This window comes from Bacillus sp. FSL P2-0099 (assembly GCF_038007445.1).
Lineage (GTDB): Bacteria > Bacillota > Bacilli > Bacillales > Bacillaceae_G > Bacillus_A > Bacillus_A mycoides.
Window position 1 is genome coordinate 4,417,882 of the sequence record NZ_JBBOXE010000001.1, and the last position, 26,327, is coordinate 4,444,208.

Below are 26,327 nucleotides of genomic sequence, written 5' to 3' on the forward strand. Positions count from 1 at the left end.
ATTATTCTACCAATTTCCCTATGCGTGATTCTGACGCATTTAGATGATAAACTATCCCCACGAAGGAAAAGATAATCGCCTTAGAATGCAAATCTCAGCGTATCTTCCCACGTTTATAAACGAAAAAAAGACGTAGATACAAAACCCGCGTCCCTCTCGCCACTACTGCGCCTTATATTTCTCAAAGAACTCACAAAGCGCAATCTCTATAATATCATCACGATTGATTCGAAGCACATCTTCGGCTATACCTAATTCCGAACATGTCTCCTTGCCGAGATACACCGTCCTACTAACCTTTTCCTTTTGTTGCATTTTCCGTAGCTCACTTACCTCTTTTTTCGTAAGAGTATTATCTGCATTTCCCACCTGCGCATCGTCAGTTCCTGTTATAAATTCTCGGATATCCGCTTTTAAAGGCGGTTCACCTATACCCGCAAAATACCAGCCCCTACCACTTTTTCGACTATATTCATACCCCGCATTTTTCAATCCCTTTAACAATCTTTTATCACATACACCAATTTCTTTCCCTACTTCCTTAGCATTATTTACTTTAAGAGAATTTATTAAATCTCCAATCTTCATAATGTGTGACTCCTTCTATTACGCAGGTTGCGTAATTTTCATATTATTCGAATAATTAAATTTTCACTTCTAAATATAGCACATAACAATAAAAAAATGTAACAAATCTCCCGTTCCCTTAATCTAATTAAATTGAAATAGAACGCATATAAGCACATAATTTGTTCATCACATTAAATCTAATCTTCTAGAATTGCGTCTCTCAGCATCGTGCTTTTCGTATATATTAAATAAAAATAAAAGAGCGAGCCGAAACCCTCTCGCATATCCCTGCTACCATTGCCCCCTCACTCTTAATTTTTGTCGTTCCATTCTCGCCAGTTCTTGCGCGATCTTTTGCACATCTTGTTTCTTCATATTATCCATCCCCTTCGCTTAGTTGTTTAACTTGCTTTTCTAACTCTCGCACACGCCAAATCGCATCCATTAGTACCATATCCGAAAGCGTTGCGCCGTCGTCCTCTTTTGTGATTCTCACCATTTCTACGTATGCTTGTGGTATTAACTCTATTCTACTTCGTAATGCTTTGCCGATATCCTCGACAACCACCGCATTACTTAATTCTAGCGTTGTTTTCGTTATTCCGTTCATATTATCTCTCCCTTTCTTCCAGCGATCCTTTTTAGTTTGCGTAAAACAATTCGTCACTCGTATACCCGCACTTGCTTCGCTCGTAGGCGTCAACTCCTGCGTTCCCTCGATTGACTTTCTTTACTATTTGCCACTCGTTAGACTCTACGCAACGTACTAAATTGAATCCGTCACGCCCGTGCAAATGCATTCCTACTCGTAGCATTGTGTTTACGTCTTCTTTATCTGATTTCGTTAGTTGGTCGAGATTATGTAGAATTGCTTCGCCTTTTCTTTTACTCATTCCGTTTCCCTCCGATTAGTAGAATAGGCGGGGCGATATCGTCCGCCCCGTTACGTTTGTTATTTCGCATTAACTACGACTTCGTTTGCCGTACCACTCGCCGAGAATTTAACCGTAATATCATTACCGTACTTCTCGTTTAGTGCGTACATTTGACGCTTAATGTTGTCGTGATTGATTTGCTCGCCTTTTGTTGCTTCGATTTCGATGATAGTTTTCATAGTTTTGTTTCCTCCGATATGTTTATATTTTTTATATTGTAAGAGTCGAGGGCATAACGTCCCCTTCTCGCTTGTTACTTGATGATTTGACCGAAGCGTTGCGCTTGCTCGTATTCCTCTACTCGGTCGGCGTGGGCTGATACATAGCCTTCGATGTTGTTAGCGTATTTTCGTGTTTCTTTGCTGATTTCCATTAATGCGTCACCTAGTACTGCCGTGTTAACGAATTCCATCGCAAGATGACCTTGAATCGACTCTAGTAGGCTACTCGCTTCTTTTTGGTCTTCACTAAATGCATTCGCTTCTAGTTTCGTGTTTAGTCGTCCTAGTGTGTGAGTTAGTTCCGAGCGGTCTTCGGGTCTCGATGCGTTTACCATCGCTTGTTGTGACATCGCAAGGAAATCACCTTGAATTTGTTGTGCATAGGCTTGTCCTGTTTCGCCTAGTTGTGCGAATTCTGTTAACGCCTTGATTTTCTCGCCAGTTGTAGGTGCGAATAACACCGCCGATTGTAGCTTATTCTTTTGCATGTCGAATAGTTTCTGACTAGTTTCATCGGGTTGCTCGATGTCTTTGATTAGGATTGCTTCAGCCGATGCCTTTGCGTCCTGTAATAGTGATGTATACGTTTCTTTAGCTTCTGAGATTTCGCTAAATAGTTTCACTTCTTGTTGCTTAGTGAATTTATCTTTTTTCTCCGCCTGTCCTTTAGTCGTTAAATTCGCATCTTTTCCGATTTTATAGCGTATGCTTCGTACTCGCGGCATTACCTCATGAGCCATATGTCCAGTAAGCGAGTTGCGTACTTCTCTCGCATCTAATAGTCTTTCTTTGATTTCTGATACCATTAGTTTGTTGTTGATAGTTTTAGTCATTTGAATTCCCCCGTTAGTTAGTTTATTTTGGTTTATATGAACGACATTACGCCGTCAATAACTTGATTAATAAAGCCCGCTGGTATGTTTATACCGTTAGGTAGTTGATAAAACTCGCAACCTTTTTGTGTAGCATTTTGAACGTGCTTCGGAATATTTTCCCCGCCGATCTTTCTTGCTGCGCTTCATCCCTGGCATTTTGTTTCGCGTAATGCGCCATTTATACACGCCCTTTCAGTCGTCTTTTTAAGTCCTTGGTGATTACTTGCATACTTCCGTTATGGACTTCGAGTAGGAAAACGTTATGCTCTCCGATGATTCTCGTTAGTTTGTCGGTGTGTGGCTTCGGCATCCTATGCCTTTCGACTAGCCATGCGCTTACAGTCGTTTGATGAACGCCGAGCAATTGCGATAGTTGTTGCTGACTCACGCCCGCTAGTTCCATGAACATTTTTAGGATATTTGGATTCATAATGAAACCCCCTTATTTTAATAGTTTGATTGTAAATAAAAGCGGGACTTGAACCCGCCTGTTGTCGCTTGTGCGAATGAATACACATCGACGTTTGCGCAATCTCGAATGAAGATTTTATATAGCGATAGTTGGCACGATGCTACCGCTCAAAGTTACTTTTATAAAACATGCAATAGACTCGCTATGACTTAATGACACCATCGTAGCTAACTAAACTAATGAAAGGAGAGTTGTGCGAGTCTACTACATAAACTGTGTTATTCCCCTCTGTTATATATATCCTTCTAATGGCATGTAATTTGTATATGTTCTATTAATTTAATAGATTATTTTCAAAACAAAAGAGCGGGACGTTTTACCGACGCCCCAGCGGTAACGGGTGCAGGAACTAGTATTTACTCCTTCGTCTATAGGATCGGCTAGCGCTACGTTTCTTGTATACTCGGCGTAATATTTTTTAAAATTTATTTATGATACGTGAAATTATATTTCCGCTTCGTAGTAATTGGCGCAACCTACCGTCGTCGTCGGATTTTATTAGAATGTGACCTTTTCCCTCGTGATTTTAGCTCCCGAAATAATGAAGGCAGCTTCCGATTAGTCGATAAACTGCGTCGCAATCGGGTGCGAATCTAATTTACGTAGTAATATATCGATGCCTTTCGGCTTGATTCTCGTATCATATTTAATGTAGCCATTCTTATTCGTCTGTCCCAGTCCGAAACATGGCGCATAGTCCTTATACGGTTGCCAACGGTTATTACGCTTCGCCAGTTTCAATACATTGACCTCTTGTAACCACGTACGAACCTGATGCGCCGTAGCACCGTTTAGGTAGAATGTACCGAAATCAGTAAAGCATAGTAGCGATTCTTCATTGATATACGTTCGCTGGGTTTCGATATGGGTTTCTAGCTTTTCCGCCTTCCCTTCTGCTTCTACTAGCTTTTGATTTAACGTGTCTAGTAGTTGCCCCATCGTTTCGACGTGTCCTACCGACATTCCAGCCGTTAAACGGTCGTATTGCTCCGCCTTCGCTCGTAGTTCCGCCAGTTCGCTATTAATCGCAACCACCTTCGCCGACGCTCTCGTATTTTCTTCTATATTTAATAATTGGGTGCGGACTGTCCTAGCAACCTCGCTATCACGCAATAACATGCCTACCCGTAAAATAGCACGTTTCGGATATAGACCGATTTTCGTATACGATAACTGGATTCGTTGACCTTCGGTTTCTACTATTATTTGTCCTCGCTTCTGCTCGATTTTAGCCGTATTCATTGTGAGGGTGGCTAAATTCTCCACTAATTCCCTACCCGTTACCGTCCTGTATCCATCTTCGTGTATTTCCCTCGTATGACGGGCGTAAATTGTCTGTATCGTTTTAACTGGTACTTCGTAATAGTCCGCAATCTGACGAGTTGTAGCGAACTCCATTTCGGGAAGTAGTAGCAACTCTTTGACCTTCTCTAGTACCTCAATGCGCCCCGCCAGTTCGTCACGTTGCGCCTTTGATTCGATTAATTCCACTTCGTTAACCGTTCCTTGCACTACATCCTCATTGATTACTAGTTCTAGTTTCATCTTTTAACCTCTCCTTTAATTTAGTCGTTTTATAATCGCTTACTCATCGTCTTCCAGCGGTTTCCCGCCATTGAACGTTATTACTAGTTTGGGCATCTTATTTCGCCTTGTACTACGCTCTCTCCCAGCTTGTTTTGGCGCTTCAGTTTGCCTCCTCTTCGTTTTTACTTCGTTATTTCCTTCGAATATATTAACGCCATCTTGCGACGTTTCTGCGGTACTTCTCGTAGGTTTCCTGCGACGCCTTCGCCTTCTTTTCTTCGCATAGAGTTCGGCTTTCACACTCTCGGGAAGGTCTAGATATCTCGTAGCGCTTGCGGGTATTTCTATGAAACCATACGTACTTGTTATTTCTTTTCGCATATGGATCGCCCCTTAGAACGTAATATCGTCGTAGTCCGTTTGCATTCCGCCTTGCTTCGTTGCGCTGGCTGGTTTCCCGCCGTTTTTTACGATTCTTGATAGTAATTCATTTCGCTTTTCGACGTCTCTTCTTCGAAGTTTCTCGACCGCTAGCGTGTGCTTTAAATAGCGTAGACGGGCTTTAGGAAATCTTTGTAGCAACTCGTCTAGGTCTAGCGGTAACTTTGGCTTGTATTCGTTATTTTGACGTATGCCCGTACGATTAATTTCGATTAAACCAACACTAGCGAGCGCTTTTAAGTTTTGATTAATCGTTCGTACACTTTTCCCCGTCTCTAGCGCTAGCTTGTATTGAGAGGGGTACGCCTTCTTTGTATCTCTATTGAATTTATCGACAATAATTTGATATAGCATCAACGCACTATCATTTATCCCGTAATCTTGCATATACACGTAGTTTCGTAGATATGTCGGCATCTTAATAAACATTAATTCGGGCTTCTTGTCGGGATTGTCCAGTGACTTATCGAATACAGGGCGATTCTTTAAACCTACGGCGAGTGTTTCGACGTCTGTATTTAATAGCGGCTTGTCGTCCTTTAGTGCCTCGATTGTTTGCGTTATTGCTTCGATTGATACTTCTCGTTCTTCTTGCTTCGTTGTTTCTTCTACCATTAATGACCATCTCACTTTCTTTTTATTGCTAGAGTTGGGCAGAATTTCGCTTGTGGCATTATATCGCCAAACTCTCGGCGGAATATCGCTCAACTCTCGGCAGTATTCTTCTGGTTAAACTAGATTTATATAACGATATTTATGTAACTAGAGAATATATCGTCTTACTTCGTAAGAGCGTAGCTAAAGCTAACGCAATAATAGTAATAACGTACTTACTTAGTTAAAAGATCGGCACGCATTACTAATGGAATAGAAAGAGGGAAGGGCAACGGGAAAAGCGCCCACTCAGTGATAGTAATTGACGACGTAGTGTATTGCGTCGCTTACGTTTATATAGGGGCGTGACACTCGCTAAAAAGGTTAATACGATATACCTCGTTTCCCTCATCCCCTTACGTAGTTATTGGCGCTACATGTACACCCTTTTCGGTCACACGTACATAAACGCCGATAACATTGCGAATCGGTTCACACGTTCTAAAAACATAGGCACGAATAAAACCGTTATCGGGTATTACATTGACAAACTCGAATATACTTTTTCGATATTGCGGTGATACCTACATGTACATAAGGGCGATACGGCTACGCAATAGAGCGTAATGTTTTGACTCGTACGAAGAGATAGGCGCTAGTGAGGTCGTTTATTGGTGTCATTATGCGAAATAACCATAATAAACACGCTCAGAATACACGTGAGGATTCTCAGATTTACTTGTAACCTGTTCCGCTGTCATTCAGTTACAATTGATAATCGTAAGGAGAGCGTGATGAGGACGTCAGGAGGACGATATAAACCCCCTGAGTTAGAAATTCAGCGCAGAAATTTTATGGGAAGCGTACTATTTCGTATAAAGACTGCCTTGGGTAGATGCGACAGGGAATCGCAAAGGACTTCGGAAGGGAATGGCACGGATTACATGAAATCTTCAGAAAGGACTTCGTTAGTAGGTGCGTCAAACACCCTGAGTCAAAAATGGTGCGGATTTTCTGAGAACCGTTGCTGACGGGGATTTGACCCCCTAGTTGGGAGGTCGGGCATTTTTCGAGATTGGGAAGACGACTTGGCTTCGGTTCTTACTTCGTTCTCGTTCATCAGCGCACCAAAGTGAGCCTTTAAATACTTCACAAAGATTTCTCAATCAAAAAAGAAAGCGAAATTAATACAAAGAAACAATTCAATCGAAATCAATTCGCAATCACAAACGAAACTGAATCGAATTTACTGCGAAGAACATCCGAATTGAATTACAATCGAAATGAATCACGAACACAATCGCAATTGAATCGAAAACAATCAGAAGAAGAACAACTGAAGAAGTTGCAAGACTTTCAATATCTTTTCATCGCAGATAATAAACAAAATGAACAACGAATCAGTTCACGCTTTCCACTCGCTACTCACAATACTCTCACGCTGTTACCATGTGACATAGTGTAGCTACTGCGATGTATGGTGCGTTGGCTTATGATCGCCTGTATCCCTATGAACTCTCGTCTTCATACGCTTAGTCTCCGAGTAGTTAAGACGAATGGATACTTTAATGTATTACGAGTTATGTAACGACTATGTATACGCCTTGTATGATGGCATAGGCATGCCGTGGTGTACGGATTAGGTAGTGAGCTATTGGTAATATGGTGCGGGCTGTTGGTAATACGTATCCGCCTGTTGGTCGAAGGATGTCAGCACTTGGTAAATACGAAACATATGGCGGGCTATCCGTGGATATAGTAGCGCCTTGGTCAATAGATGCGATGTCATATGTCACCACACTTATGTCATAACTCTCGAGATTTGACATAGATTTTAAAGTGTAGTAGTATAGCATCATCTTGTTATGTCATAACTTTATGTCAAAAACGGTGACACAGAAAGGACGGATTAATTATGAAATATGGATACGCTCGCGTCTCAACGGTAACTCAAGATTTAGAATCACAATTACAAACGTTAAAAGCAGAAGGGTGCGATGTCATTTATTCGGAAAAGTTCACGGGAACGACGACAGACCGCCCCGAACTATCGAAAGTACTCGCAATATTAAGCGAAGGAGATACACTGACAGTAACAAAGCTAGATCGCCTTGCACGTAATACAAAGGAAGGTATCGAGATAATTGAAGCGCTATTCAAGAGAGGTATAAGGGTTCACGTTCTCAACGTAGGACTACTAGAAGATACGACAATGGGGCGTTTCTTCTTACAAACGTTATTAGCAGTCGCAGAAATGGAGCGTAACCTAATCTTAGAAAGAACGCAGGAAGGTAAAATAGTAGCTAGACAGAATCCGAATTACAAGGAAGGTCGCCCGAAGTCACATTCAGATAAAAAACTAGTCGAAGCTATGCGTATGAAAGAGAAAATGGGCTACTCATTCCGCCAGCTATCGGACGCAACGGGTATTAGCATGAGTACGCTACAACGATTCGCTAGAAAACAACGTGACCAGCAAGAAGCATCGGCAGAATAGGTCGGTGTCTTTTTATTATGCGCTGATTTCTTCACCCCCTGAGTTCCGAAGTCGACGCTCTTCCTATCCCTCAGCAGGTGTATAGCCGTCATTCACAGCGCTACACACACACACCAATCTGATGACATTCCCCCCCGTGACATCGCTTATTTTGCAAATCGTTGTAACCGCCACCGTTACACTTAAACCACCGTAAACCTTACTCTCGCAAGGGATTCAACGTTTTATCAGCAATATTACGTGAGTTTACATTAATATTAACATCCGATTTATACAGTATGGAATATAAATAAACAGAGGTACGACACAGATGCGGGAAAGGTCGAAAATAGTAAATAGACTAATCACCCTAGCACCCTTTTATCAGTTATTTAGTAGTCTTTTAAGAGAAATGGATTTTCGCTACTTGTGTTTTTAATCAATTTAAGGAAAATGCATACGAATCAATTGCCTCATGTCAACTATATTGTATAATGAGATTATAAAGAAAAAGAGGTGAAAACATGAATTTGTGGATAGTCTTAGGTGCTGTAATAGCAACCTTGAGTCAATTATCATCACTAAGTGAAAACAGTGTAGATACATACTACAAGGTTAAAGAGAAAAGAGTCGCTCCCACCAAGAAGACGACTCAAAGTAACCACAGGGAGAGAGAAGCCTCTCCTATGCCTAAGATTATAACACATTCATACTAATTATGAAAAAATTCATCTGGACAAATGTCCCTGTTGCTTTATTTTTAATTTTTGTTTTAACAACCCTTGATTATAACAATCTAGATACGGGGAGTTATATCTACATTATTTTTACTGGAATAGCTTTATTTTTAATGTTGGTTAATATAACTACCTTGTATATAAAGGAGAAGAATAATGTTTAATTTTGAAACAAAAGAACAACTAACAAAATTCATACAAGATGAAATTTTGAATTCCTCGGAAGCTTTGGATATTCTCGGGTGTTCGAGACAGTATTTAAACAAGTTGATAAAAGAGGAAAAGCTAATACCGATTAAAGAGACAACACGCGATAGATTATTCTATAAACAGGATATTTTAGTAAGGAAGGCAAAAATGAGAAAATAAAAAGCAGTTTGTGCATATCGCCTAATTATTAGTAATGTATAGAAAGAATGGCGAGATACATTACTAAACAATATAACAAAAAACGAAGTGGGCGCAAATTAATGCGTACCGCTTCGCTTAGAAGTGTTAGGAAATTATTATACAGTTTCGCATACCTCAAAGCATAGTAGTTCATGATTACTTTAGGCTTGTTCCTATTAGTTTCAAAATAAAGATTTAGTTTTTTGTATAGAAAATAACTTTTGGAATCTATAACCAAGTTGGGTTATAATACGAATATACGAAAAAAGCCCGTCGTATTGGTAGTACGACAAGCTTCGTAAGGTGGTGAATACATACATGGATGCTATCACCGTTACTGCGGTTTGTTCCTTACTCATGGTCGTTATGGGAATGATTAACATGAGCAAAGGCAAAAAGTAATATTTTTATTGAAAGTCTTTCAGTGTTAGCGCACTAAAAGGCTTTTTTCTTTGTATAGTATTCCTTTAAATAGTAATAACTATTCTTCTAGTCTGATTTTATTCTGACTAAGTTCTGAATAAAATCTGATTAAGTTCCGATTTAATTCGGATTTTAGTTTGATTCCAGTACAACTATTTCTATTATAACGTTGCTATAAGCAACATTTCAATACAAAACATTTAAATAACAACAACTTAACAACAACTAACATTGCACATGCGCCGACGCAATTGCCGTGGCTATCGTTCTGTTTGCGTCACCTACGTTCTGTTACAATTACTCACGTACTTCTTTTCTGTTTCATATAAAATTGGCGATCATATCCGAAACAGGCAACGCCACAAGTACGTATGTTATTACGTGATAGCAAATATGTTCATATACAACAGTTAAATTTCGATAAGAAGACGAAGACAGACGTTAATACTGCGGATATTAACGAAGAATTCACGCTACAGGCTAACATGGATAAGACATTATATCATGCGCAATATTACCAACTAGTGTACAGTCGATTTGTGTACGACACCTCAACGATAAGCATACGTAATTGCATTGCTTATCATATAAAAATTATACATATACGAAGTCATAAAAAAAGACGCTAAGGTGGTTAGTCCTAGCGCCATTTAATACGATGTATTCTTTTATAATGTGGCTGGTGGTATCGTCGGTTTCCATGATTCTCCCCCGTAGCACCCTCGTCATTTATTGGATAAATTTTCTTGATACTATTTTATCATATCTTCCAGATACACTTTTATTTAAAGATAATATAGGACTTCAGTTAAACGTATTAACATTCAAGGTCTATTCTGCGTTGGGGATTAAGTTAAGCCAACAACTTTAATGTTTCTTACATTTTCACTAATAAATCATGTTACCCTCAAAGAGACTTTTTTGCTTGCATTTTTACTAATAAATCATGTTATAATGTAAACAGATAGTTAACTCCTAAAAAATTGCGACTTTCCCATGTTATCAAAATTCAGATATTTTGTAAACAAAAAACGGAAGGTTTCTGTATAAAAGAGTTAACAATATACGTAAACTAATAAAGACAGAAGTTTCTCAGGCTCCTGTCTTCAATAACCCATCACTATTTGTGGTGAATAGATGGTGTGGTTAAATCATCAATATGTTATTTTTCATTGCGGGAATCATCCTTATCTTTCTCAGGGAATAGGATGATTTTCGCTTTTTTATATAGGTAATTTCCAACTACCGTTCCCATTTTGACCCCAACAACACTAACTAAGCCTTTTGCGAACCCAATCAAAAATACTGTACCTAACATTCCGAACATAATATCACCTCCTCTCCCAAAAATGGAAAGAGAGATGAAAAACCACAAAATCTACAATAGTGTGCTAGAGTTACTTTTTGATACCAATTCATATTATGTAAATTCTTGCTGTTTTCAATATATATTGTATTATGTTTCAAAATAAGACACAAGATATATGTATAAATTCTTTCTTTTTTTAAATTTTACTTTTCGACACAACAGTCGATTTTTTTCAATACAATGACTATGAAACAACATTCTAAAACTCATGTCAATAAAGTACTTGTCAAAAAAGTTGTTAATAAAATTAACCTTATTCCAATAAAAGTTAACTCTATTTTTTTGTCATAAAACGGTAAATACTTGAGGAAGATATCTCTCCGATACTATTAATCAGCCAGTAAGAAAATTAATGACATACCAAGAAAAAGAAACTCATACGGGTATATCCATAAATAGTAAATACCTTCTTTTAATAAATGCTTAATTTTTTATTTTATAGCACCTATCGTAACTCTTCCTAAAAAGCTTTTACCAATCCTATTTTTCTACTTTAATGATTACCGCACCAGCCATCTCTCTTTTTAATTTTAACATTTTTCAACTATCCTAAAACCCCCTTTCTTCAGCTACAGTAAAATTTCCCCCCTACACCTTTATATGTTCCAGATAACTCAAATTTTGATACATTAGTTTTCATTTTTGATAAAAATACTCTTAGATTTCGGCTATAACTCATTTTAATAGCAACCTCTTTATACGTCCTCCTCTTCTCTCCTCTTGCGTATAAAATCGCCAATCATCGCAGTAACAAACGCCAAACCTACGGATAACCCAAAGATTACGCCGAAAGCTGCTACGTATAGATTACCGAATGCTTTCGCTACAGTCATAAATAAAAATGTGAATACAATGAATAACGTTTCTTTGCGCTTATTTTTCATAGTATAATTCCTCCGTCTTTCTCCGAACCTTTATACGTCCTCATCTTCCTTCCTCTTCCGTATAAACTCTCCAATTCTAGCAGTAATAACCGATGCGACTACTGCCATTGCAAACACTACTGCTAGTCCACCTATAATGGCGTTTCCTATTATCTTTGTAACAACCAGCAATACAAATGCAACTATTAAAAGATTCGCCCTTGTATTTTTCTCTTTCTTTCTATCCTTCACGCTCTGCCTTCCTTTCTAATATTTCTTTTTCGGATTCTCTGCTTAAATCCTCTCACCGTACTTCTAGCGGAATTAAATGATCGCCCCGTCTTCTTCGATAATGCTCTAGAAATCGCAACCTCTGTAACCTCGTCGTTATTCTCTGCCGTATGTATCATAGTATCTAGTACAATGAAATCTATTTTCTTCTTGCATATGTTTTCATATAGCTTTTCGTAAGTATCTCGGTTAGTCATTATATTGCAGATCGCTTTCTCTTCCGCAGTTTCTGCACAACCCTCTAGTGTTTCAAGTACGTTTATATCACTTATAAGTTTTAGTACCGTTCTTCCTTTTCCTCTTTCTCCGCAATATTTACGTAAAGCTTGATAAATAAAACACTTAACCCTCTTATCGAAATCGCCCTTATTTATATCAAACGTTCTAATCGCATACCTTATTCTCCGAAAACAATCATCAATAAAATGTACCTCGTTATTTATCTTATACCAGTTATCTTTAGCTAAGCGTTCAATCAACGGTATGTAATGCGCTTCAATTTTTTCTGTATACTTATTATCGCATATTCCAGTGTAATAATCTTCCACTTCTTCTTTAGCTAGTATCGCTATTCTATTTAATGTTTCGTTTATGTCCTCGTCTTTATTTGCGTATCGTCTTATAGTAAGTCTGCTTTCCATACGTAAGTCTTCCACCTCTTATAACACCTGTATCCTCCGATATTCAACTCACTTCCGCTAGTGGCATTCAATATCGAATTTATGCTATTGACGATTGGTGGACGGCGACTAGCCGAGGTGAGCGAAGATAGATTGAGTTGGGCGCAGTTTTCACCCCTATTCGCATAGATAAAAAATTAACGAAACGTTTTAAACTTCGTCATAATTTCATAGTTCTATGCAAATAAGGGGTAAGGCGTTTTACTAGCGTCGGATCGCTTGTAGTGTATCGTAGTAACGCCCCTTCCGTCCCTGCACTTTCGCACACACTATCTCATATCCATACGTCCCAATATGCGCCCAATCTTACGATTAAGCCCGATAATACACCCTGTTCCTTAGAACAACGTATTGCCACTCCTTGCCGTTAATGGTCGCAATCACCTAGCCTATACGCATGCGGAAGGGGATACATGTTGGTTGTATAGCGCTGATTTATTTGCGTCGGCTCTCGCTCACCTTTTACGTTTTTATAGCGGTACGGCTTCCGCTTTTTTTGACTTACCGCATCAGTACCTAAAAAAGACATTACTAAAGACACCTTGCAATTTCCGAATTTTTTCGATAAAATGCAAAGTAGATGGTCGGACTGATACGGCTTGTCCGTTATTTAGTTTCGATGTGTATAGTTTTGAGTCTCCAGTTGGCGCTGGGGACTTTTTATTTATAAGAAATTCCTCAGACTTTCCGCCACTTCATTCTTATCTAAATGTAGATAACGTGTTGTAACAGATATATCACTATGTCCTAACGCTTTAGATATTAACGCAACATTTGCGCCTTTCTTTAAAAGATTCTTCGCAAACCCTCTTCGTATAGCGTGTGGATTAATGTTTTTAAGTCCGTATTCCTTCGCATGTTTAGTCATTCGTTTTGTTATGATGTTATTCGTCGGACTCGTGAGGACACTTCCACCACTCTTCGTAATAAAAAGATAATCATTTTTTACGTTATATTCCCTTCGAATAATTTTGTTTTGTTTCATAAGAACGCTTATTAACCGTGCAAGAACGTCATCAAACGGTAGATATATCGATTCATGATTCTTAATAATTCCACCATCAACATTTAATACTTTCGCATCTAAATCGACGTGCTTATGTTCTAGTTGCGCCAATGTGCCGACTCGTATTCCAGTCTGATACATTATGAGAATTGCAGTAGCATCTCGCAAATCTAAGAAGCGTGTTAAGTCGAGTACAGATAACAGAATATTAATTTCTCTATCAGTCGCACCTTCTTTAACAGGCGTATCCACTTTAATCTTCACATTGCGCCAAAAGTTAATATCAATCCAGCCGTTATCATGGCAACGTCCTAGAAATGCCTTTAGACACTTCAAACGGGTTAATTTCGTTTGATTACTAACATTCATAGACGACAACCACTCGTAAATATGATTAACGTTCAACTCTTCTATATAATGCGTGTCTGTTATTTTCGCAAAATGACTAACGTGTATGTAATAATCGTTTATCGTACGCTCGCGTAAGCCTGTCGCTTTCATTTGACGTACAATTATCTCGAGCGCTTTGTCGATTGTTAAATTGAACGTATAACGATTTTCTGCGGTCTCTTTCTTTCGCTGATCGCTTTTCAATCTATCGCCAAAAACATTCGATAAATCCTCACTAATCGTTAAAGAATCACGTCTTTTAGACATAAAAAAATAAGCCCCCTAACTCGTTAGCGACCGCACATTGTACGATTCAACTTACGAATTAGAGAGCTTATATATTGCGGACTTTGACGTCACCGCAAAAGGTTTTTTTAGCGTCCCAGGAGAGATTCGAACTCCCGACCGTACGCTTAGAAGGCGTATGCTCTATCCGGCTGAGCTACTGGGACATGGAGCGGGTGAAGAGAATCGAACTCTCGACCAGAGCTTGGAAGGCTCTTGTTTTACCACTAAACTACACCCGCATATGTTATTTTATTTTTCTTCGTTAGCGCCGTTGCCCTATCGACAATATTTATTATATTCATAACTACTTATAAAGTCAACACTTTTTTAAAAGAGGATAATTTTTCTTATCCTCTTTTAAAAATTGCTTGTTCCACCAGCTGTCCATCTAATGTTTCAAAACGAACTTCTATATGATTTTCATCCATTTCTAATAAAGCGAATGTCTTTTCCACACGAGAGCGCGGGAGCAAAATACTTCCTGGATTAATAAATAAAATCCCATCAAGTAATTCTGCCCCTAATACATGAGAATGTCCAAAGCACGCTACTTGTGCTCCTACTTCTTCTGCATGATACGCTAACGTTTGTAACGTCATTTTCACATCATGACGATGACCGTGTACAACTAAGAAACGAATTCCATCTACATCGGTTACAATTTCATCTTGAAAGTTAGCATAATCACAATTTCCTTTTACAACTTGGAAACCTTGTAGCTCTTCGTGAGCAGGCGTTAGCTCTGAATCACCACAATGAATCATGACATCTACTTTCCCTTCATATTTCTCTTTTAACTGCTGTAATTCCTTCACAGAGCTATGACTATCGCTTACGATTAAAGCTTTCATCAATCTCTCTCCCTTATTCTTCTAAAAACCATTCCGGGATTTTCTCTTCTAATTTACGAAGAGCGCGTCCGCGGTGGCTAATGGCATTTTTCTCATCTGAGCTTAGTTCCGCCATTGCCTTTTTATATTCTTCTACATAAAAAATCGGATCGTATCCAAAACCATTTTCCCCGCGGCGCTGTTCTAAGATTTTCCCTTCACACGTTCCGTTTACAATAACCGGCTCTTTATCTGCCTCAGGGAAAGCAACCGCTAGTGCACAGTAAAAACGAGCTGTACGTTTTTCTAAATCGATGTCAGTTAACTCTTGCAACACTTTATCGATATTCGCTTGGTCATCTTTCGGCTCTCCAGCAAAACGAGCTGAATATACACCTGGTTTCCCGTTTAAGGCATCTACAATAAGACCTGAGTCATCCGCAATTACGATGGAATTCAACTGTCTACTAAGACTGTCCGCTTTCAAAATTGCGTTTTCTTCAAATGTTTCACCAGTTTCTTCGACTTCTTCAATATGAGGAAAATCGTGTAAAGATTTCACTTCTAAGTCAAATCTCTCAAATAACTCAGCAAACTCACGTACTTTCCCAAGATTTTTCGTCGCTACAACAACTTGCTTCATATTTTCCACCTCTACTCTATATGAGATACGATGTCACCTAGCGCTTCTTTTTGCTTTTCAACAAGTTGGAAAATCCCTTGTTCAGCAGCATCAAGTAATTCATTTAATTCAGCTCTGCTAAACGTCGCTTCTTCTCCAGTTCCTTGCACTTCAACAAACTGACCTTTTCCAGTCATAATAACGTTCATATCAACGTCTGCTTTAGAATCTTCAGCATAATTTAAATCTAAAACAACACCTTGTTCTTCAACAACACCTACTGACGTTGCCGCTAAATAATCTTTCACCGGAATTTTAGATACTTTTTCTGCTTGCAATAATTTTTCAAAAGCTAATACCATCGCTACATAAGCACCTGTAATAGAAGCTGTTCTCGTTCCGCCATCCGCTTGAATTACATCACAGTCAATCCAAACCGTTCTTTCGCCAAGCGCTTCTAAATCAACAACCGCACGTAATGCTCGTCCAATTAAACGCTGGATTTCCATTGTACGCCCTGTTACTTTCCCTTTACTTGACTCCCTGATTGTACGTTGCTCTGTCGCACGTGGAATCATTGAGTATTCTGCTGTTACCCAGCCTTTTCCTTCTCCGCGCATAAACGGCGGTACACGCTCTTCAATTGTCGCTGAACAAATTACCTTTGTATCCCCAACTTCGATTAGTACTGATCCCTCTGGATGTTTTAAATAATTTGTATGAATATGTATATGGCGTAGCTCTGCTTTTCCTCTACCATCTACTCGCATAAAAATAACCCCCTCATAAATACTCTCATTAGTATAGCCAAATTTAAATGTACGATATGTATAACAATAAAAGAAGGGGAACTCAAAAAGCAATTCCCCTTTCTTACATAAGTATATCAAATTATTCGCGATTAAAAACTACCTGTATTCACGTTTTGTGGACGATCAACAGGTTTTATTAACTTTTCACCTTTCTCATCCATAAGATTTGCTTTCCCATTCACTTCAATAGAAACATTTTTCACACCTTGTTTTTCCGTTAAAGATAAGACTAACGATTTCAACACATAATTTGAAATCATGTTTTTGTCTGGGTTCACAAATATATTTTCATTAAAGTTTAATGTAATATTTCCGTTCTCCACTTTTGGATTCGTAATAAGCTTAGCTCCTGGATTAAAATCATTTAGTAGCGACCCTTGAATCGGACCTTTTACAAGCTCATCCACAATTGCCGAGTAATCATTTTCTTTTCCTTCTGCAACGCGCCTTGTTACCGGTACGTAATATTGCTGCTTATTATTATTTTGCGCCATAAAGTAAAGTGTAACCGGTTTTGTATGCGTCACATCTGCTACTTGTTCATCATCAAAGTTAATTCCATTCGCACGACTTACACCTTCACCAAGCGGTGTACCCGCAACAGGCATCTTCACTAACTTTTCACCATTTATTTGGAACTGCACTTGTTTTATTTCTGTAAATTGAGTCAAAGTCCACGCTACTGATTCAACAATTTGACGTTCTTCTTCTTTTGAATAATTTTTCATTTCTTTAGAGAAATCAATTACTGCTGTCCCGCCTTTTTTCAAATTCAAGGTCATCGTCGTATTCGCTGGAAGGACTGCTCGAAATCCATTTGGCAATAAATTTGTAACTGGTCCATCTTTCACAAGATACTCTAACGTTTGCTGTACAACTTCATTCGCTTTCGGAGTAGGCATTGCAATAGTTTGCGGTACGACATATCCATTTTTATCAACGAGGTATAACTCTCTATTTACTGTTTGCCCTTGTTTATCTTTTTTAGCAGTTTCTTTCTTTTCACCTTCTGTATACGTAACTTTTTTTGGCGGATCAATTTGTTCTGTCGCTTTCTCTTGATTTAACAAGCCACACCCTGATAATAAAATCGCACTCACAGTAGCACCAACAACCCATTTAAAAGTGGATTTAGGCATGCCATTCCCCCCTAAAATCTAAGTTTGTACTATTATGTATACGAGCTGTTTCATGTTTTAGAACAAGCTATGGCTACTTATACAGAAAAAACCCCTGATTTCTCAGGAGTTCTCTTATATGAATCTACTATTATTCTGTTTCTAAATTGATATGCTTCACATTTTCAATCGGCTGACCGAACCACTTTGATGCAATTTCTTTAAACAGGCCTATTTTACCAGTCGTTAAGAAGAGATGATCACTTTGTTCTTCTCCCTCATTTAGCATCTTACTATGGTATAAAATCGTGCTTACCTCACGCGCTGTTTCATCACCCGAACTAATTAATTGTACTTGATCCCCCATTACCTTTTTAATAACAGGACCTAAAATCGGATAATGTGTACATCCTAGAATAAGCGTATCAATGTCAGTACTTTTCAACGGTTGCAATGTTTCTCTTACAACTTCATACGCCATTTCACTTTCGAAATTCCCACTCTCTACAAGCTCAACGAAAGGTGGGCACGCTAAACTTTCTACCATAACACGGTTATTAATAGACTTTAGCGCCTCTTCATAGGCGCCACTTTTTACTGTTCCAATCGTTCCAATAATCCCAACATGATACGTATTTGTCACTTTTAAAGCTGTACGTGATCCTGGATGAATAACTCCAACTACTGGAATTGGTAATTGTTTCTGCATTTCTTCTAATACAACCGCAGTTGCTGTATTACACGCAATAACTAACATTTTGATATTTAAATCTAATAAATGCTCCGTCATTTCCCACGTAAATTGACACACTTCTTCACGAGAACGCGGACCATAAGGGCAACGTGCTGTATCCCCTAAATATATAATACGCTCTTTCGGCAACTGACGAATTAATTCCTTCGCTACTGTTAAACCGCCCACTCCTGAATCAATAACACCGATCGCTCTATTCAACTTAATCACCCGTTTTCTCATTCATCATCTTTTATGTTTATCAGTATATTTTACACACTTTAAGTTCGCTAACTTAAAGTGCCCCTGTATAAAAATTTTCATTTGTACCTATATAGATTAGGACCTTTTTTATTTTGCTCCTTTTTTTCATAATTTGCAAGACAGAAAAATAACCGACCTTCTATATGAAAGTCGGTTTCTTCTATATAAATTGCGTATTTACCCCGCTATTTGCCAGGCAGTAAGACCCCCACCTCAAAATTCAGCGAAAGCAAAGAAGTTATATGGGGGATCGGGCTGCCCGTAAAAGTCCGATTGGTGTAGGCTAATAATTAGTGGGGGATGCCCCCCACTAATTAAAGTTTCACTTTATTGCTCCATCTTTTTTTGGAAAGAAGACATTCCTATTAATAAGAAGAAATGAGCAGAAATTAAAATGATGATTAAAATAAAATTCAAACGATAACTATTTGTAGATTCCATAACTTTGCTCGCTACAGCTGGTCCAAATGCCATACCGAAAAAGTTAATTAAATTATATAAACCAAGACCGACTCCAACTTTAGCTGGATGTAATGTTTTCGGTATAAATGTGTTTAATGATACTTGAATAGCTGAATAACTCATAAATGTTAAAATAACCGCCACTAAAATAATGATTAAGTTCCCGTTCGGAATAAGCCCTAAAATTAAAAAGCCAACGATCATAATGACAGACGCTACATAAATCATATTCACATTTCCAAACGAAGGGACAATCTTCCCCGTAATAAAACTAGATACAATACCAAAGAGTGATGCAACAAACAATGCAATTCCGATAACGAATGGCGACAATCCGTGCACTCTTCCTAACAGTGATGGCAATAATAATAGACTAGCACATAACGCCACATTAATTATAAACCCGACCGCTATTAAACGAAGAAATGGTTTGTTCGAAAATAACTCAATATCAATAAATGGATGCTCCGCGTTCTTCATACGAACCGTGAATAAAAATAAGAAAGCTACCGATAACACAAATAGCCAACTATTAATATTGACACCTAATAAAACAGTCGTAATGAATGCAAATAATAACGCCGCTCCAATGTAATCAAAATGAAACGCTTCATCCGTATGCTGCGCTTCTTCTGGCATAAATTTTATAAGCAAGAAAATCCCAACTACTGAAATAACCATAAATAAAAATAAATATGGCCACCCTAATGTATTTGTAATAGCCCCACCAACTAAAGGACCAATGCCTATTGCTAATGCAATAGAAGAACTAATCATCGCTAATGCACCAGGCTTCTTAGCAGGAGCAACTAATTTTGCCACTGCAATCATACTAAGCGCAATAAACGCCGCGCCCCCACTCGCCTGCACTAATCTTGCAAGAATGGTAATCGCATAAGATTGATTCATAAATCCAATAATAGAACCCGCTACAAATATGATAATTGAAATAATCAATAGTTTTTTTACGCTATAACGATCAGCCAACTTCCCATATATCATCGAACCAATACCGACAACTAAGGAATAACCTACTACAACATGCGGCGTGAAATTAGGTGCTACATAAAATAAAGCCCCTTCTTCTTTCAACTTACTTTCTAGCAAAAACGGAACTCGATTTTCTAAATGTACAGCTTTTTCTTCATCGTTTGTATAACCTGTTATACGCTTACCGGCAACAAAAAACGAGCCATCTTTATTTTTCACACCAACTAAAGAACTTACCCCGTGACAAACAGCCGCTACGATCCGGTTATTATTGTACATATTCTCAATTAAATTTGCTACATATGGATTACCTGGAAAATCTACAATCGCCCCGTGCCCACCACAAAATAATACCGCATCATACTCTGAAGAGTGAACAGTTGAAATCGCCCTCGTATTTTGCAATAAAGAAGCGACATGCTTAAATTCACGAGGTATGCCATTCGGAATAGACACTCTATCAATTGGTACTCTCCCGCCTTTTATCGACACAATATCAACATCGAACTTAGCTTTTTTAAATAAATGATAAGGAGCTGCGAGCTCTTCCAGCCACAAACCAGTCGGGTGTCCATTCAAATCATGAGCGCTTGTTGAAACTAATAATACCCTTTTCAACATATCCCCTCCTTACTACCTATTTATGTATGAAACATTCTTATCATTCATATGGAGCATGAAACAAACAGAAAAATAGCCGACCTTTTGTATAAAAGTCGGCTGCTTTCTTATAGTTCGAGCTCTCCCATACGAAGAAGCTCAACAACTGCTTGTGAACGTCCTTTAACCCCTAGCTTTTGCATTGCGTTTGAGATGTGATTACGTACTGTTTTTTCACTTATAAACAGTTCACCTGCAATTTCCTTCGTCGTTTTATCTTGAACCAGTAATTCAAATACTTCTCTTTCTCTCTTTGTGAGTAACGGTTTAGATTGATACGCTTTTTCCTTCAACTGGTATAACCCTCCTTGCTTAAGCCAGAGCTGTATATGTGTAAGTTGGGTGTTTATTTAGTCAAGATATTGTATGAACGAAATGTGCAGGTGGTGAATGAAAATGGGCTTTATTTCTTATGTTATTTTAGACTTTTATACAGTGCGTACACTCTTTTTATCCACTTACTTTTCAGTACGCCATATTTGTTCTAGTAATATGCTGACAACTGTACCTACGAACAAACCATTTCCGAATATATATTGCATCACAGACGGCAAGGATTGGAGTGCTCCAGACGGTAAAAACATAACACCACTTCCAAATAATATAGCAACTCCTAAAATCGTTACATTCCTTTCGCTGATTGGCACTTGTTTTATATTATTAAATCCAATTCCAATTAACTGTACGAACGAAGCCATTAAAACGGCTGATGCGACAGCGGATGGTAAAGACGCTAAGTAACGAATGATACTTGGAAAAAGAGACATTACGACTAGTAACGCACATGCCATTAAGAACGATCGTATATATTTTTGTTTTGTTAAGCGTATAAACCCTGCCGTTGCTGGTAACGGAACGACACCTACAGTTGAAAATACAGAGGAAATGATATGTGAAATCCCTCCAACCCACGTTCCATCCTTCAACTGTTTTTGTTCAATAGTCGCTTTATGAATGGTAGCTTGATTAATTGCTATAATAGCTGCCACTGTATTTGAAACTAAAATACATACCATAACGAAACTTGATACAGCCATACCTGTATTCCATTTTGGAATTCCCCACGCGAATATATGTGGAAGTTGCACAAAATGAGTTACTTGAGATGGGATCGTCACTTTTCCTGCAATGAGAAAAATAATCCAGCCACTAATTAACCCTATTAAAACCGCATAACTTTTAACAAACCCTTTTCCGAAGTTGGAGAGTATGACTACGAATAAAAATATGCCAAAAGCAATTAATGCTGTAAATCCATCAATTTGAGAAACAGTAGCTGTAATTCCTAGCATTCCTTTTAAAAATACACCACTTAATTGTAAACATAATAAAAGTAAGAACGTCCCTGTCACGAGCGGCGTAAATAAAAATAAAATACGCCCGATAACTCCCGTTACTCCTAGCCCTATTAAAACAACTCCCGCAACCATCATTCCTAATTCTAAAATTTGCAATGTACTATGTAATTGATCCTGCCCTACAGTTGCATAAGCAAGCACGGTAAATACACCAACCCAAGATCCAGCTGGTCCATCCGCAATCGGAAGCTTATGTCCAAGCCATCCTTGTAAAAAAGAAGATATACCAACTACGAAAAACGTACGCTGCATTAAATAAAATACTTCTTCCGTCGTAAGATGAAATAATCCGCCAACGACAATTGGTAGCGCGATTGAGTTTGCTAATAAAAAAATAAACCATTGCAAAGTTCCCATAATATGATTTTGATTATGTTGATTGTCCAAACTTTTCATCCCTTCTTGCTTCCTTATAAGGAAGTATAGTACTTCCCTGTTTCTACTAAATAAAAAAGAAGGGTTCTATTTTCACAATTAGAACCCTTCTAAAAACATCTAAACGATTCCTCTATACAAGATTATCAGATTTCACTTGATCTAAATCCCCTATAACAACATTCCCTTTATACATAACTACACGCTTCTCTGTTTGACGAGCCACTGCTTCCGCGGCGCATGTTGCATTCGTTAAAACAAAACTTGCCTCATCCCCTACATTCGGCCACACTCGTTTTCCTTCATTATTTAACATTTCTTTCCCTCCAGTAATAAAACGAAGAGCTTTCCCTAAAGACCTTTCATCACTCCAACCAAATCGTTCTGCCAATCGATTTGCCTTTTGAAGCATATCACCTGTGCCGAACGGAGACCAATGATCTGTAATACTATCATTTCCTAATGAAACTTTAACTCCTTTTCGATCTAATAATGGAATTGGGATTACTTGTTTACCGATTGGAACGGTTGAAGTGATATCAATCTTTAATGCTGCTAGTCTTTCTGCCACTTCTTCAGCTTCTTTATCAGTAACACCACCAAGTCCAAGCGCATGACTAATTGTTACACGACCTTGCCATCCTGCTTCTTCCGTTAGACTTGCTAATCTCTTCATTGTAAACGTTCCAAGATTATTCGCATCGTGCAAATGAATATCAACATCCGCATTAAATTCTACCGCAATGTCCATAATCGTATGTAATGATTTTTCAATATCATTATCTACTGTAGCTGGGTCCACTCCGCCAACTAATTGTGCGCCCATACGCATCGCATCTTTCACAAGTTGCATAGAATTACTTCGCAATAATCCATGTTGCGGAAATGCAACTATTCTACCAGACAACCGATCTTTATATGTTCCTAAAGCCGCTAACGTTGCCTCTAAATTACGAAGTCCAATAACCGGATCCACATTACAATGCGTTCTAATATTTGTTGCGCCATTTCGAAGCAATAACTCTAGCATATTTTCCGCCCTGTCTTGAGCAGTTGCTAATTGCTTTGGTAAAATCGTTTTTTCTTCATTAAAACGTGTAAAAATATTTTCTGCTGGCATACAAGCTTTCCAAGGCCCACTATAATATGTTTTATCAATATGAATATGCATCTCTTCAAAAGCTGGTAAAACTAATAAACGATTAGCATCAAAAGTTAACGTTCCTTCCTCTTGGGCGATTCCCGCTATAATTCTTTTAATTCGCCCATCTTCAATAAGAAGACTGCATATCTCAGTTTCCGTTTGTGAAATTTTCGCTTCTTCATATGTATAACCTGTTTCAAGCTTTACATTAGTCAACCAATATAATGTCATTACCATTTCCCCACCTTATATTAGAAAATACGTCACACCCTCATTTTCATTTTAATACCAACTGAAAATTAAGACAATTAATCCACTGTATTGTCCTTTCACAAAAAAATGTAATATAACCTAATGGTCTTCTCATAAATTTCCATATAGAATAAAAGTACACTGTATCACTCATACATAACAGCGGTGATATAAAAAGGAGAGGATCATAATATGTCGAAGAGGTTATATAAATCCGAAACTGATAAAATGTTATTTGGTATATGCGGTGGTTTAGGAGAATATTTTGATATTAGCTCTACTCTCATTCGCATACTTTGGGTCATTGCTATTTTATGTTTTGGGACGGGGTTTTTAGTTTATTTTATTTGTTTATTACTTATGCCACGCTCTTACTAATAACATTCTTTCATATATTTGAGCATAGCGTATAAAAAATCCCCTATAGATTTTTCTATAGGGGATTTTTTCATGAAGAATATTTCATCGTTAAATGTAATACCGCTACTTCATCCTCTTCATTTTTATAACTATGTTTCTTATTAGCTTCAAACTGAATGGAGTCAAACTCATTTAGCACATATACGTCATTCTCAACTTGAATAGAAACTTTCCCTTTCATTACTGTTACAAGCTCAATTGCTCCTTCATGATGAGCTTCCGGTTCATATATACTATTCGCTCTTAAACAAGCACGGTGCATTTCCATCCCTGTTTCTTTCGTGTAACGGAACATCGTTTCTAAATGCCATGCTTGTCCTACATCTACTGCAAATCCTTCTCCGCAGCGCGCAACAGCTACAGGTTCTCCAACAACCATTAATCTCGATAAAGGAATCGATAACCCTTTCGTTATTTTCCAAATAACAGCTAACGTTGGATTCGTTTCGCCTCTCTCAATTTTCCCTAATGTTAATTTACTAACCCCTGTTTTTTGGGCTAATTCTTCTAAACTTAATTTTTGTTCATTTCGAATTTGTCTTAATAGCTGACCTACTTGCTGAATTACTTCTTTCGTTTGCATATCTTCATTTTCTTTCATATATAAAAACCACCTTAAAATATAAAATAGTTTACTTTTATTAACTTTAAGTATATTATACTATACATAAATACTCAATTCCGAAAGGAGTGCCATACTTCATGCGCGCAATATTACTAGGTCTTTTATCATCGGCCTTTTTTTCTGCAACCTTTATTATTAACAGAGCAATGAATGTATCTGGAACAAGCTGGGCTTGGACTGCTTCCTTCCGTTTTCTATTTGCTCTCCCTATTTTATTCCTTATCGTTTTATTTCGCAAAAACTTAGGAGCTTTATGGGCAGAATTAAAAAAACATCCATTTGTATGGATCGGGTGGGGCTCGGTCGCTGGCATCGGCTTCTATTCTTTATTAAGTTTCGCAGCTGTTTTTTCTCCAGCTTGGCTCGTTGCTGGAACTTGGCAAGTTACGATATTAGCAGGTTTACTACTATCACCATTATTTTTCGTTAAAATAGAAACGAAATCAGGTACAAAACTTGTACGTGGAAAAATTCCACTTCGCAGTTTATATGTAGCATTATTTATTTTACTTGGTGTAATTTGTATGCAAGCGACTGCAGCGGGTCATATTACAATGACTCAGTTCATCTCGGGATTTTTACCTGTCGTATTAGCGGCTTTCTTATATCCGTTCGGTAACCGAAAAATGATGGAACTTGTTGGCGGGCGTCTTGATACATTCCAACGTGTATTAGGAATGGCAATCGGAAGTCTCCCTATTACAATCCTACTTGGTATATACGGATTTTCCACTACCGGTATTCCATCATCAAGTCAAATGATGCAAGGATTTTTGTTAGCATTATGTTCCGGAGTTATTGCGACGATGACATTTTTCTTTGCTACTGACTTAGCAAAAGACAATCTTGCTTTACTTGGAGCTGTTGAAGCAACACAAGCTGGAACGATGGTCTTCACTGTGCTTGGTGAGATTATTTTCTTAAATGGTTCATTCCCTAGCGGGCTGTCACTGATTGGGATGATTATTATCATGCTAGGAATGATCGTAAATAGTGTTTTAAACCGTTCTGTTCCAGTCATTAAACAAAAAAAATCAGCATAAAAATAGATATGGTTCTTCTTCATAGAACCATATCTATTTTTATTATCTCCCTATTTCGCCTTATCAGAATA

The 26,327-nt window shown here is 38.1% G+C and carries 30 protein-coding genes and 2 tRNA genes; 4 read left to right on the forward strand and 28 right to left on the reverse strand.

All coding sequences use genetic code 11. The annotated features are described in order from the left end of the window. Window positions 1–162: 162 nt before the first annotated feature. The 10 genes from MKY90_RS22830 to MKY90_RS22875 form a co-directional block, all read right to left on the reverse strand. A complete protein-coding gene (locus MKY90_RS22830; RefSeq protein ID WP_341092594.1) occupies window positions 163–588 on the reverse strand; it encodes a CopG family transcriptional regulator in 426 nt (141 codons plus the stop codon). Between the two features lie 358 nt (window positions 589–946). Beyond that, on the reverse strand, window positions 947–1,180 hold the full coding sequence (locus tag MKY90_RS22835; protein WP_341092596.1) for a hypothetical protein: 234 nt from the start codon (window positions 1,178–1,180) through the stop codon (window positions 947–949). A gap of 31 nt (window positions 1,181–1,211) precedes the next feature. Beyond that, entirely contained in the window at window positions 1,212–1,463 is a 252-nt protein-coding gene (locus tag MKY90_RS22840; RefSeq protein WP_341092598.1) for a hypothetical protein, read from the reverse strand. Window positions 1,464–1,522: 59 nt separating this feature from the next. Beyond that, on the reverse strand, window positions 1,523–1,684 hold the full coding sequence (locus MKY90_RS22845) for a hypothetical protein (protein ID WP_021727674.1): 162 nt from the start codon (window positions 1,682–1,684) through the stop codon (window positions 1,523–1,525). A gap of 74 nt (window positions 1,685–1,758) precedes the next feature. Next, a complete protein-coding gene (locus MKY90_RS22850) occupies window positions 1,759–2,559 on the reverse strand; it encodes a hypothetical protein (protein WP_341092601.1) in 801 nt (266 codons plus the stop codon). A 220-nt stretch (window positions 2,560–2,779) separates the two neighbouring features. Next, window positions 2,780–3,031, reverse strand: coding sequence for a helix-turn-helix domain-containing protein (locus tag MKY90_RS22855; RefSeq protein ID WP_341092603.1), 252 nt, complete (start codon window positions 3,029–3,031; stop codon window positions 2,780–2,782). Window positions 3,032–3,631: 600 nt separating this feature from the next. Continuing rightward, entirely contained in the window at window positions 3,632–4,489 is an 858-nt protein-coding gene (locus MKY90_RS22860) for a phage antirepressor KilAC domain-containing protein (RefSeq protein ID WP_341092605.1), read from the reverse strand. A 168-nt stretch (window positions 4,490–4,657) separates the two neighbouring features. Further along, window positions 4,658–4,981 carry a hypothetical protein gene (locus MKY90_RS22865; protein ID WP_341092608.1) on the reverse strand — a complete coding sequence of 108 codons (324 nt, stop codon included), beginning with the start codon at window positions 4,979–4,981 and terminating at the stop codon, window positions 4,658–4,660. Window positions 4,982–4,993: 12 nt separating this feature from the next. Next, window positions 4,994–5,656, reverse strand: a complete 663-nt coding sequence (locus MKY90_RS22870) for a helix-turn-helix domain-containing protein (RefSeq protein ID WP_341092611.1) — start codon at window positions 5,654–5,656, stop codon at window positions 4,994–4,996. A gap of 1,559 nt (window positions 5,657–7,215) precedes the next feature. Further along, window positions 7,216–7,434 (reverse strand): hypothetical protein, encoded by a 219-nt coding sequence (locus MKY90_RS22875; RefSeq protein ID WP_341092614.1) that lies wholly within the window; start codon window positions 7,432–7,434, stop codon window positions 7,216–7,218. 116 nt (window positions 7,435–7,550) lie between these two features. Between MKY90_RS22875 and MKY90_RS22880 the strand changes: the two genes are divergently transcribed. Both MKY90_RS22880 and MKY90_RS22885 read left to right on the forward strand, forming a co-directional pair. Next, window positions 7,551–8,132: a recombinase family protein gene (locus tag MKY90_RS22880; protein WP_341092615.1), complete on the forward strand. Its 582-nt coding sequence runs from the start codon at window positions 7,551–7,553 to the stop codon at window positions 8,130–8,132. Window positions 8,133–9,004: 872 nt separating this feature from the next. Beyond that, window positions 9,005–9,217: a DNA-binding protein gene (locus MKY90_RS22885; RefSeq protein WP_341092616.1), complete on the forward strand. Its 213-nt coding sequence runs from the start codon at window positions 9,005–9,007 to the stop codon at window positions 9,215–9,217. A 1,606-nt stretch (window positions 9,218–10,823) separates the two neighbouring features. Here MKY90_RS22885 and MKY90_RS22890 read toward each other — a convergent pair. The 17 genes from MKY90_RS22890 to MKY90_RS22970 all read right to left on the reverse strand — a co-directional run bounded on the left by MKY90_RS22890 (window position 10,824) and on the right by MKY90_RS22970 (window position 24,147). After that, window positions 10,824–10,988, reverse strand: coding sequence for a hypothetical protein (locus tag MKY90_RS22890; protein WP_158319937.1), 165 nt, complete (start codon window positions 10,986–10,988; stop codon window positions 10,824–10,826). A 737-nt stretch (window positions 10,989–11,725) separates the two neighbouring features. Then, entirely contained in the window at window positions 11,726–11,914 is a 189-nt protein-coding gene (locus tag MKY90_RS22895) for a hypothetical protein (protein ID WP_341092620.1), read from the reverse strand. Window positions 11,915–11,944: 30 nt separating this feature from the next. After that, window positions 11,945–12,145 carry a hypothetical protein gene (locus MKY90_RS22900; RefSeq protein WP_341092622.1) on the reverse strand — a complete coding sequence of 67 codons (201 nt, stop codon included), beginning with the start codon at window positions 12,143–12,145 and terminating at the stop codon, window positions 11,945–11,947. Further along, complete coding sequence (locus MKY90_RS22905) at window positions 12,142–12,825, reverse strand: hypothetical protein (protein ID WP_341092624.1); 684 nt, start codon at window positions 12,823–12,825, stop codon at window positions 12,142–12,144. The genes MKY90_RS22900 and MKY90_RS22905 overlap by 4 nt, the downstream gene beginning before the upstream one ends. Window positions 12,826–13,231: 406 nt before the next feature. Beyond that, window positions 13,232–13,393, reverse strand: coding sequence for a hypothetical protein (locus tag MKY90_RS22910; RefSeq protein ID WP_341092626.1), 162 nt, complete (start codon window positions 13,391–13,393; stop codon window positions 13,232–13,234). Window positions 13,394–13,528: 135 nt separating this feature from the next. Then, window positions 13,529–14,527 carry a tyrosine-type recombinase/integrase gene (locus tag MKY90_RS22915; protein WP_341092628.1) on the reverse strand — a complete coding sequence of 333 codons (999 nt, stop codon included), beginning with the start codon at window positions 14,525–14,527 and terminating at the stop codon, window positions 13,529–13,531. Window positions 14,528–14,638: 111 nt separating this feature from the next. Further along, window positions 14,639–14,712 (reverse strand) — tRNA-Arg (locus MKY90_RS22920). A 1-nt stretch (window position 14,713) separates the two neighbouring features. Next, window positions 14,714–14,787: transfer RNA gene (locus MKY90_RS22925), tRNA-Gly, on the reverse strand. A 108-nt stretch (window positions 14,788–14,895) separates the two neighbouring features. Then, window positions 14,896–15,399 carry a metallophosphoesterase gene (locus tag MKY90_RS22930; protein ID WP_002129278.1) on the reverse strand — a complete coding sequence of 168 codons (504 nt, stop codon included), beginning with the start codon at window positions 15,397–15,399 and terminating at the stop codon, window positions 14,896–14,898. Window positions 15,400–15,412: 13 nt separating this feature from the next. After that, window positions 15,413–16,021, reverse strand: coding sequence for an XTP/dITP diphosphatase (locus MKY90_RS22935; protein ID WP_002143277.1), 609 nt, complete (start codon window positions 16,019–16,021; stop codon window positions 15,413–15,415). A gap of 11 nt (window positions 16,022–16,032) precedes the next feature. After that, entirely contained in the window at window positions 16,033–16,770 is a 738-nt protein-coding gene (gene rph / locus MKY90_RS22940) for a ribonuclease PH (RefSeq protein WP_002015340.1), read from the reverse strand. Between the two features lie 131 nt (window positions 16,771–16,901). After that, the gene (locus tag MKY90_RS22945; RefSeq protein ID WP_002129281.1) at window positions 16,902–17,951 is read right to left on the reverse strand and encodes a GerMN domain-containing protein; all 1,050 of its coding nucleotides are present in this window, start codon (window positions 17,949–17,951) and stop codon (window positions 16,902–16,904) included. A 130-nt stretch (window positions 17,952–18,081) separates the two neighbouring features. Next, complete coding sequence (gene racE / locus MKY90_RS22950) at window positions 18,082–18,894, reverse strand: glutamate racemase (protein ID WP_341092631.1); 813 nt, start codon at window positions 18,892–18,894, stop codon at window positions 18,082–18,084. Between the two features lie 360 nt (window positions 18,895–19,254). Further along, window positions 19,255–21,000 (reverse strand): MFS transporter, encoded by a 1,746-nt coding sequence (locus MKY90_RS22955; RefSeq protein ID WP_144513180.1) that lies wholly within the window; start codon window positions 20,998–21,000, stop codon window positions 19,255–19,257. Window positions 21,001–21,107: 107 nt separating this feature from the next. Beyond that, the gene (gene gerE / locus MKY90_RS22960) at window positions 21,108–21,332 is read right to left on the reverse strand and encodes a spore germination transcription factor GerE (protein WP_000659484.1); all 225 of its coding nucleotides are present in this window, start codon (window positions 21,330–21,332) and stop codon (window positions 21,108–21,110) included. A gap of 165 nt (window positions 21,333–21,497) precedes the next feature. Further along, window positions 21,498–22,793 (reverse strand): purine/pyrimidine permease, encoded by a 1,296-nt coding sequence (locus tag MKY90_RS22965; protein ID WP_002167618.1) that lies wholly within the window; start codon window positions 22,791–22,793, stop codon window positions 21,498–21,500. Between the two features lie 112 nt (window positions 22,794–22,905). Beyond that, complete coding sequence (locus MKY90_RS22970; RefSeq protein ID WP_215563652.1) at window positions 22,906–24,147, reverse strand: amidohydrolase family protein; 1,242 nt, start codon at window positions 24,145–24,147, stop codon at window positions 22,906–22,908. A 213-nt stretch (window positions 24,148–24,360) separates the two neighbouring features. On the opposite strand from MKY90_RS22970, the gene MKY90_RS22975 reads away from it, so the two are divergent. Next, on the forward strand, window positions 24,361–24,546 hold the full coding sequence (locus tag MKY90_RS22975; RefSeq protein ID WP_002129290.1) for a PspC domain-containing protein: 186 nt from the start codon (window positions 24,361–24,363) through the stop codon (window positions 24,544–24,546). A 70-nt stretch (window positions 24,547–24,616) separates the two neighbouring features. Here the strand turns inward: MKY90_RS22975 and MKY90_RS22980 are convergent, their stop codons facing one another. After that, a complete protein-coding gene (locus MKY90_RS22980; RefSeq protein WP_002034214.1) occupies window positions 24,617–25,189 on the reverse strand; it encodes a helix-turn-helix domain-containing protein in 573 nt (190 codons plus the stop codon). A 101-nt stretch (window positions 25,190–25,290) separates the two neighbouring features. On the opposite strand from MKY90_RS22980, the gene MKY90_RS22985 reads away from it, so the two are divergent. Then, window positions 25,291–26,256 (forward strand): DMT family transporter, encoded by a 966-nt coding sequence (locus tag MKY90_RS22985; protein ID WP_002129291.1) that lies wholly within the window; start codon window positions 25,291–25,293, stop codon window positions 26,254–26,256. The last annotated feature ends 71 nt before the right edge of the window (window positions 26,257–26,327 follow it).

Coding starts and splice junctions, on each gene's coding strand:
- MKY90_RS22830 (WP_341092594.1), bottom strand. CDS start 588: ATGAAGATTGGAGATTTAATAAATTCTCTTAAAGTAAATAATGCTAAG.
- MKY90_RS22835 (WP_341092596.1), bottom strand. CDS start 1,180: ATGAACGGAATAACGAAAACAACGCTAGAATTAAGTAATGCGGTGGTT.
- MKY90_RS22840 (WP_341092598.1), bottom strand. CDS start 1,463: ATGAGTAAAAGAAAAGGCGAAGCAATTCTACATAATCTCGACCAACTA.
- MKY90_RS22845 (WP_021727674.1), bottom strand. CDS start 1,684: ATGAAAACTATCATCGAAATCGAAGCAACAAAAGGCGAGCAAATCAAT.
- MKY90_RS22850 (WP_341092601.1), bottom strand. CDS start 2,559: ATGACTAAAACTATCAACAACAAACTAATGGTATCAGAAATCAAAGAA.
- MKY90_RS22855 (WP_341092603.1), bottom strand. CDS start 3,031: ATGAATCCAAATATCCTAAAAATGTTCATGGAACTAGCGGGCGTGAGT.
- MKY90_RS22865 (WP_341092608.1), bottom strand. CDS start 4,981: ATGCGAAAAGAAATAACAAGTACGTATGGTTTCATAGAAATACCCGCA.
- MKY90_RS22870 (WP_341092611.1), bottom strand. CDS start 5,656: ATGGTAGAAGAAACAACGAAGCAAGAAGAACGAGAAGTATCAATCGAA.
- MKY90_RS22880 (WP_341092615.1), top strand. CDS start 7,551: ATGAAATATGGATACGCTCGCGTCTCAACGGTAACTCAAGATTTAGAA.
- MKY90_RS22885 (WP_341092616.1), top strand. CDS start 9,005: ATGTTTAATTTTGAAACAAAAGAACAACTAACAAAATTCATACAAGAT.
- MKY90_RS22890 (WP_158319937.1), bottom strand. CDS start 10,988: ATGTTCGGAATGTTAGGTACAGTATTTTTGATTGGGTTCGCAAAAGGC.
- MKY90_RS22895 (WP_341092620.1), bottom strand. CDS start 11,914: ATGAAAAATAAGCGCAAAGAAACGTTATTCATTGTATTCACATTTTTA.
- MKY90_RS22905 (WP_341092624.1), bottom strand. CDS start 12,825: ATGGAAAGCAGACTTACTATAAGACGATACGCAAATAAAGACGAGGAC.
- MKY90_RS22910 (WP_341092626.1), bottom strand. CDS start 13,393: ATGTCTTTTTTAGGTACTGATGCGGTAAGTCAAAAAAAGCGGAAGCCG.
- MKY90_RS22915 (WP_341092628.1), bottom strand. CDS start 14,527: ATGTCTAAAAGACGTGATTCTTTAACGATTAGTGAGGATTTATCGAAT.
- MKY90_RS22930 (WP_002129278.1), bottom strand. CDS start 15,399: ATGAAAGCTTTAATCGTAAGCGATAGTCATAGCTCTGTGAAGGAATTA.
- MKY90_RS22935 (WP_002143277.1), bottom strand. CDS start 16,021: ATGAAGCAAGTTGTTGTAGCGACGAAAAATCTTGGGAAAGTACGTGAG.
- rph (WP_002015340.1), bottom strand. CDS start 16,770: ATGCGAGTAGATGGTAGAGGAAAAGCAGAGCTACGCCATATACATATT.
- MKY90_RS22945 (WP_002129281.1), bottom strand. CDS start 17,951: ATGCCTAAATCCACTTTTAAATGGGTTGTTGGTGCTACTGTGAGTGCG.
- MKY90_RS22955 (WP_144513180.1), bottom strand. CDS start 21,000: ATGTTGAAAAGGGTATTATTAGTTTCAACAAGCGCTCATGATTTGAAT.
- MKY90_RS22965 (WP_002167618.1), bottom strand. CDS start 22,793: ATGAAAAGTTTGGACAATCAACATAATCAAAATCATATTATGGGAACT.
- MKY90_RS22970 (WP_215563652.1), bottom strand. CDS start 24,147: ATGACATTATATTGGTTGACTAATGTAAAGCTTGAAACAGGTTATACA.
- MKY90_RS22975 (WP_002129290.1), top strand. CDS start 24,361: ATGTCGAAGAGGTTATATAAATCCGAAACTGATAAAATGTTATTTGGT.
- MKY90_RS22980 (WP_002034214.1), bottom strand. CDS start 25,189: ATGAAAGAAAATGAAGATATGCAAACGAAAGAAGTAATTCAGCAAGTA.
- MKY90_RS22985 (WP_002129291.1), top strand. CDS start 25,291: ATGCGCGCAATATTACTAGGTCTTTTATCATCGGCCTTTTTTTCTGCA.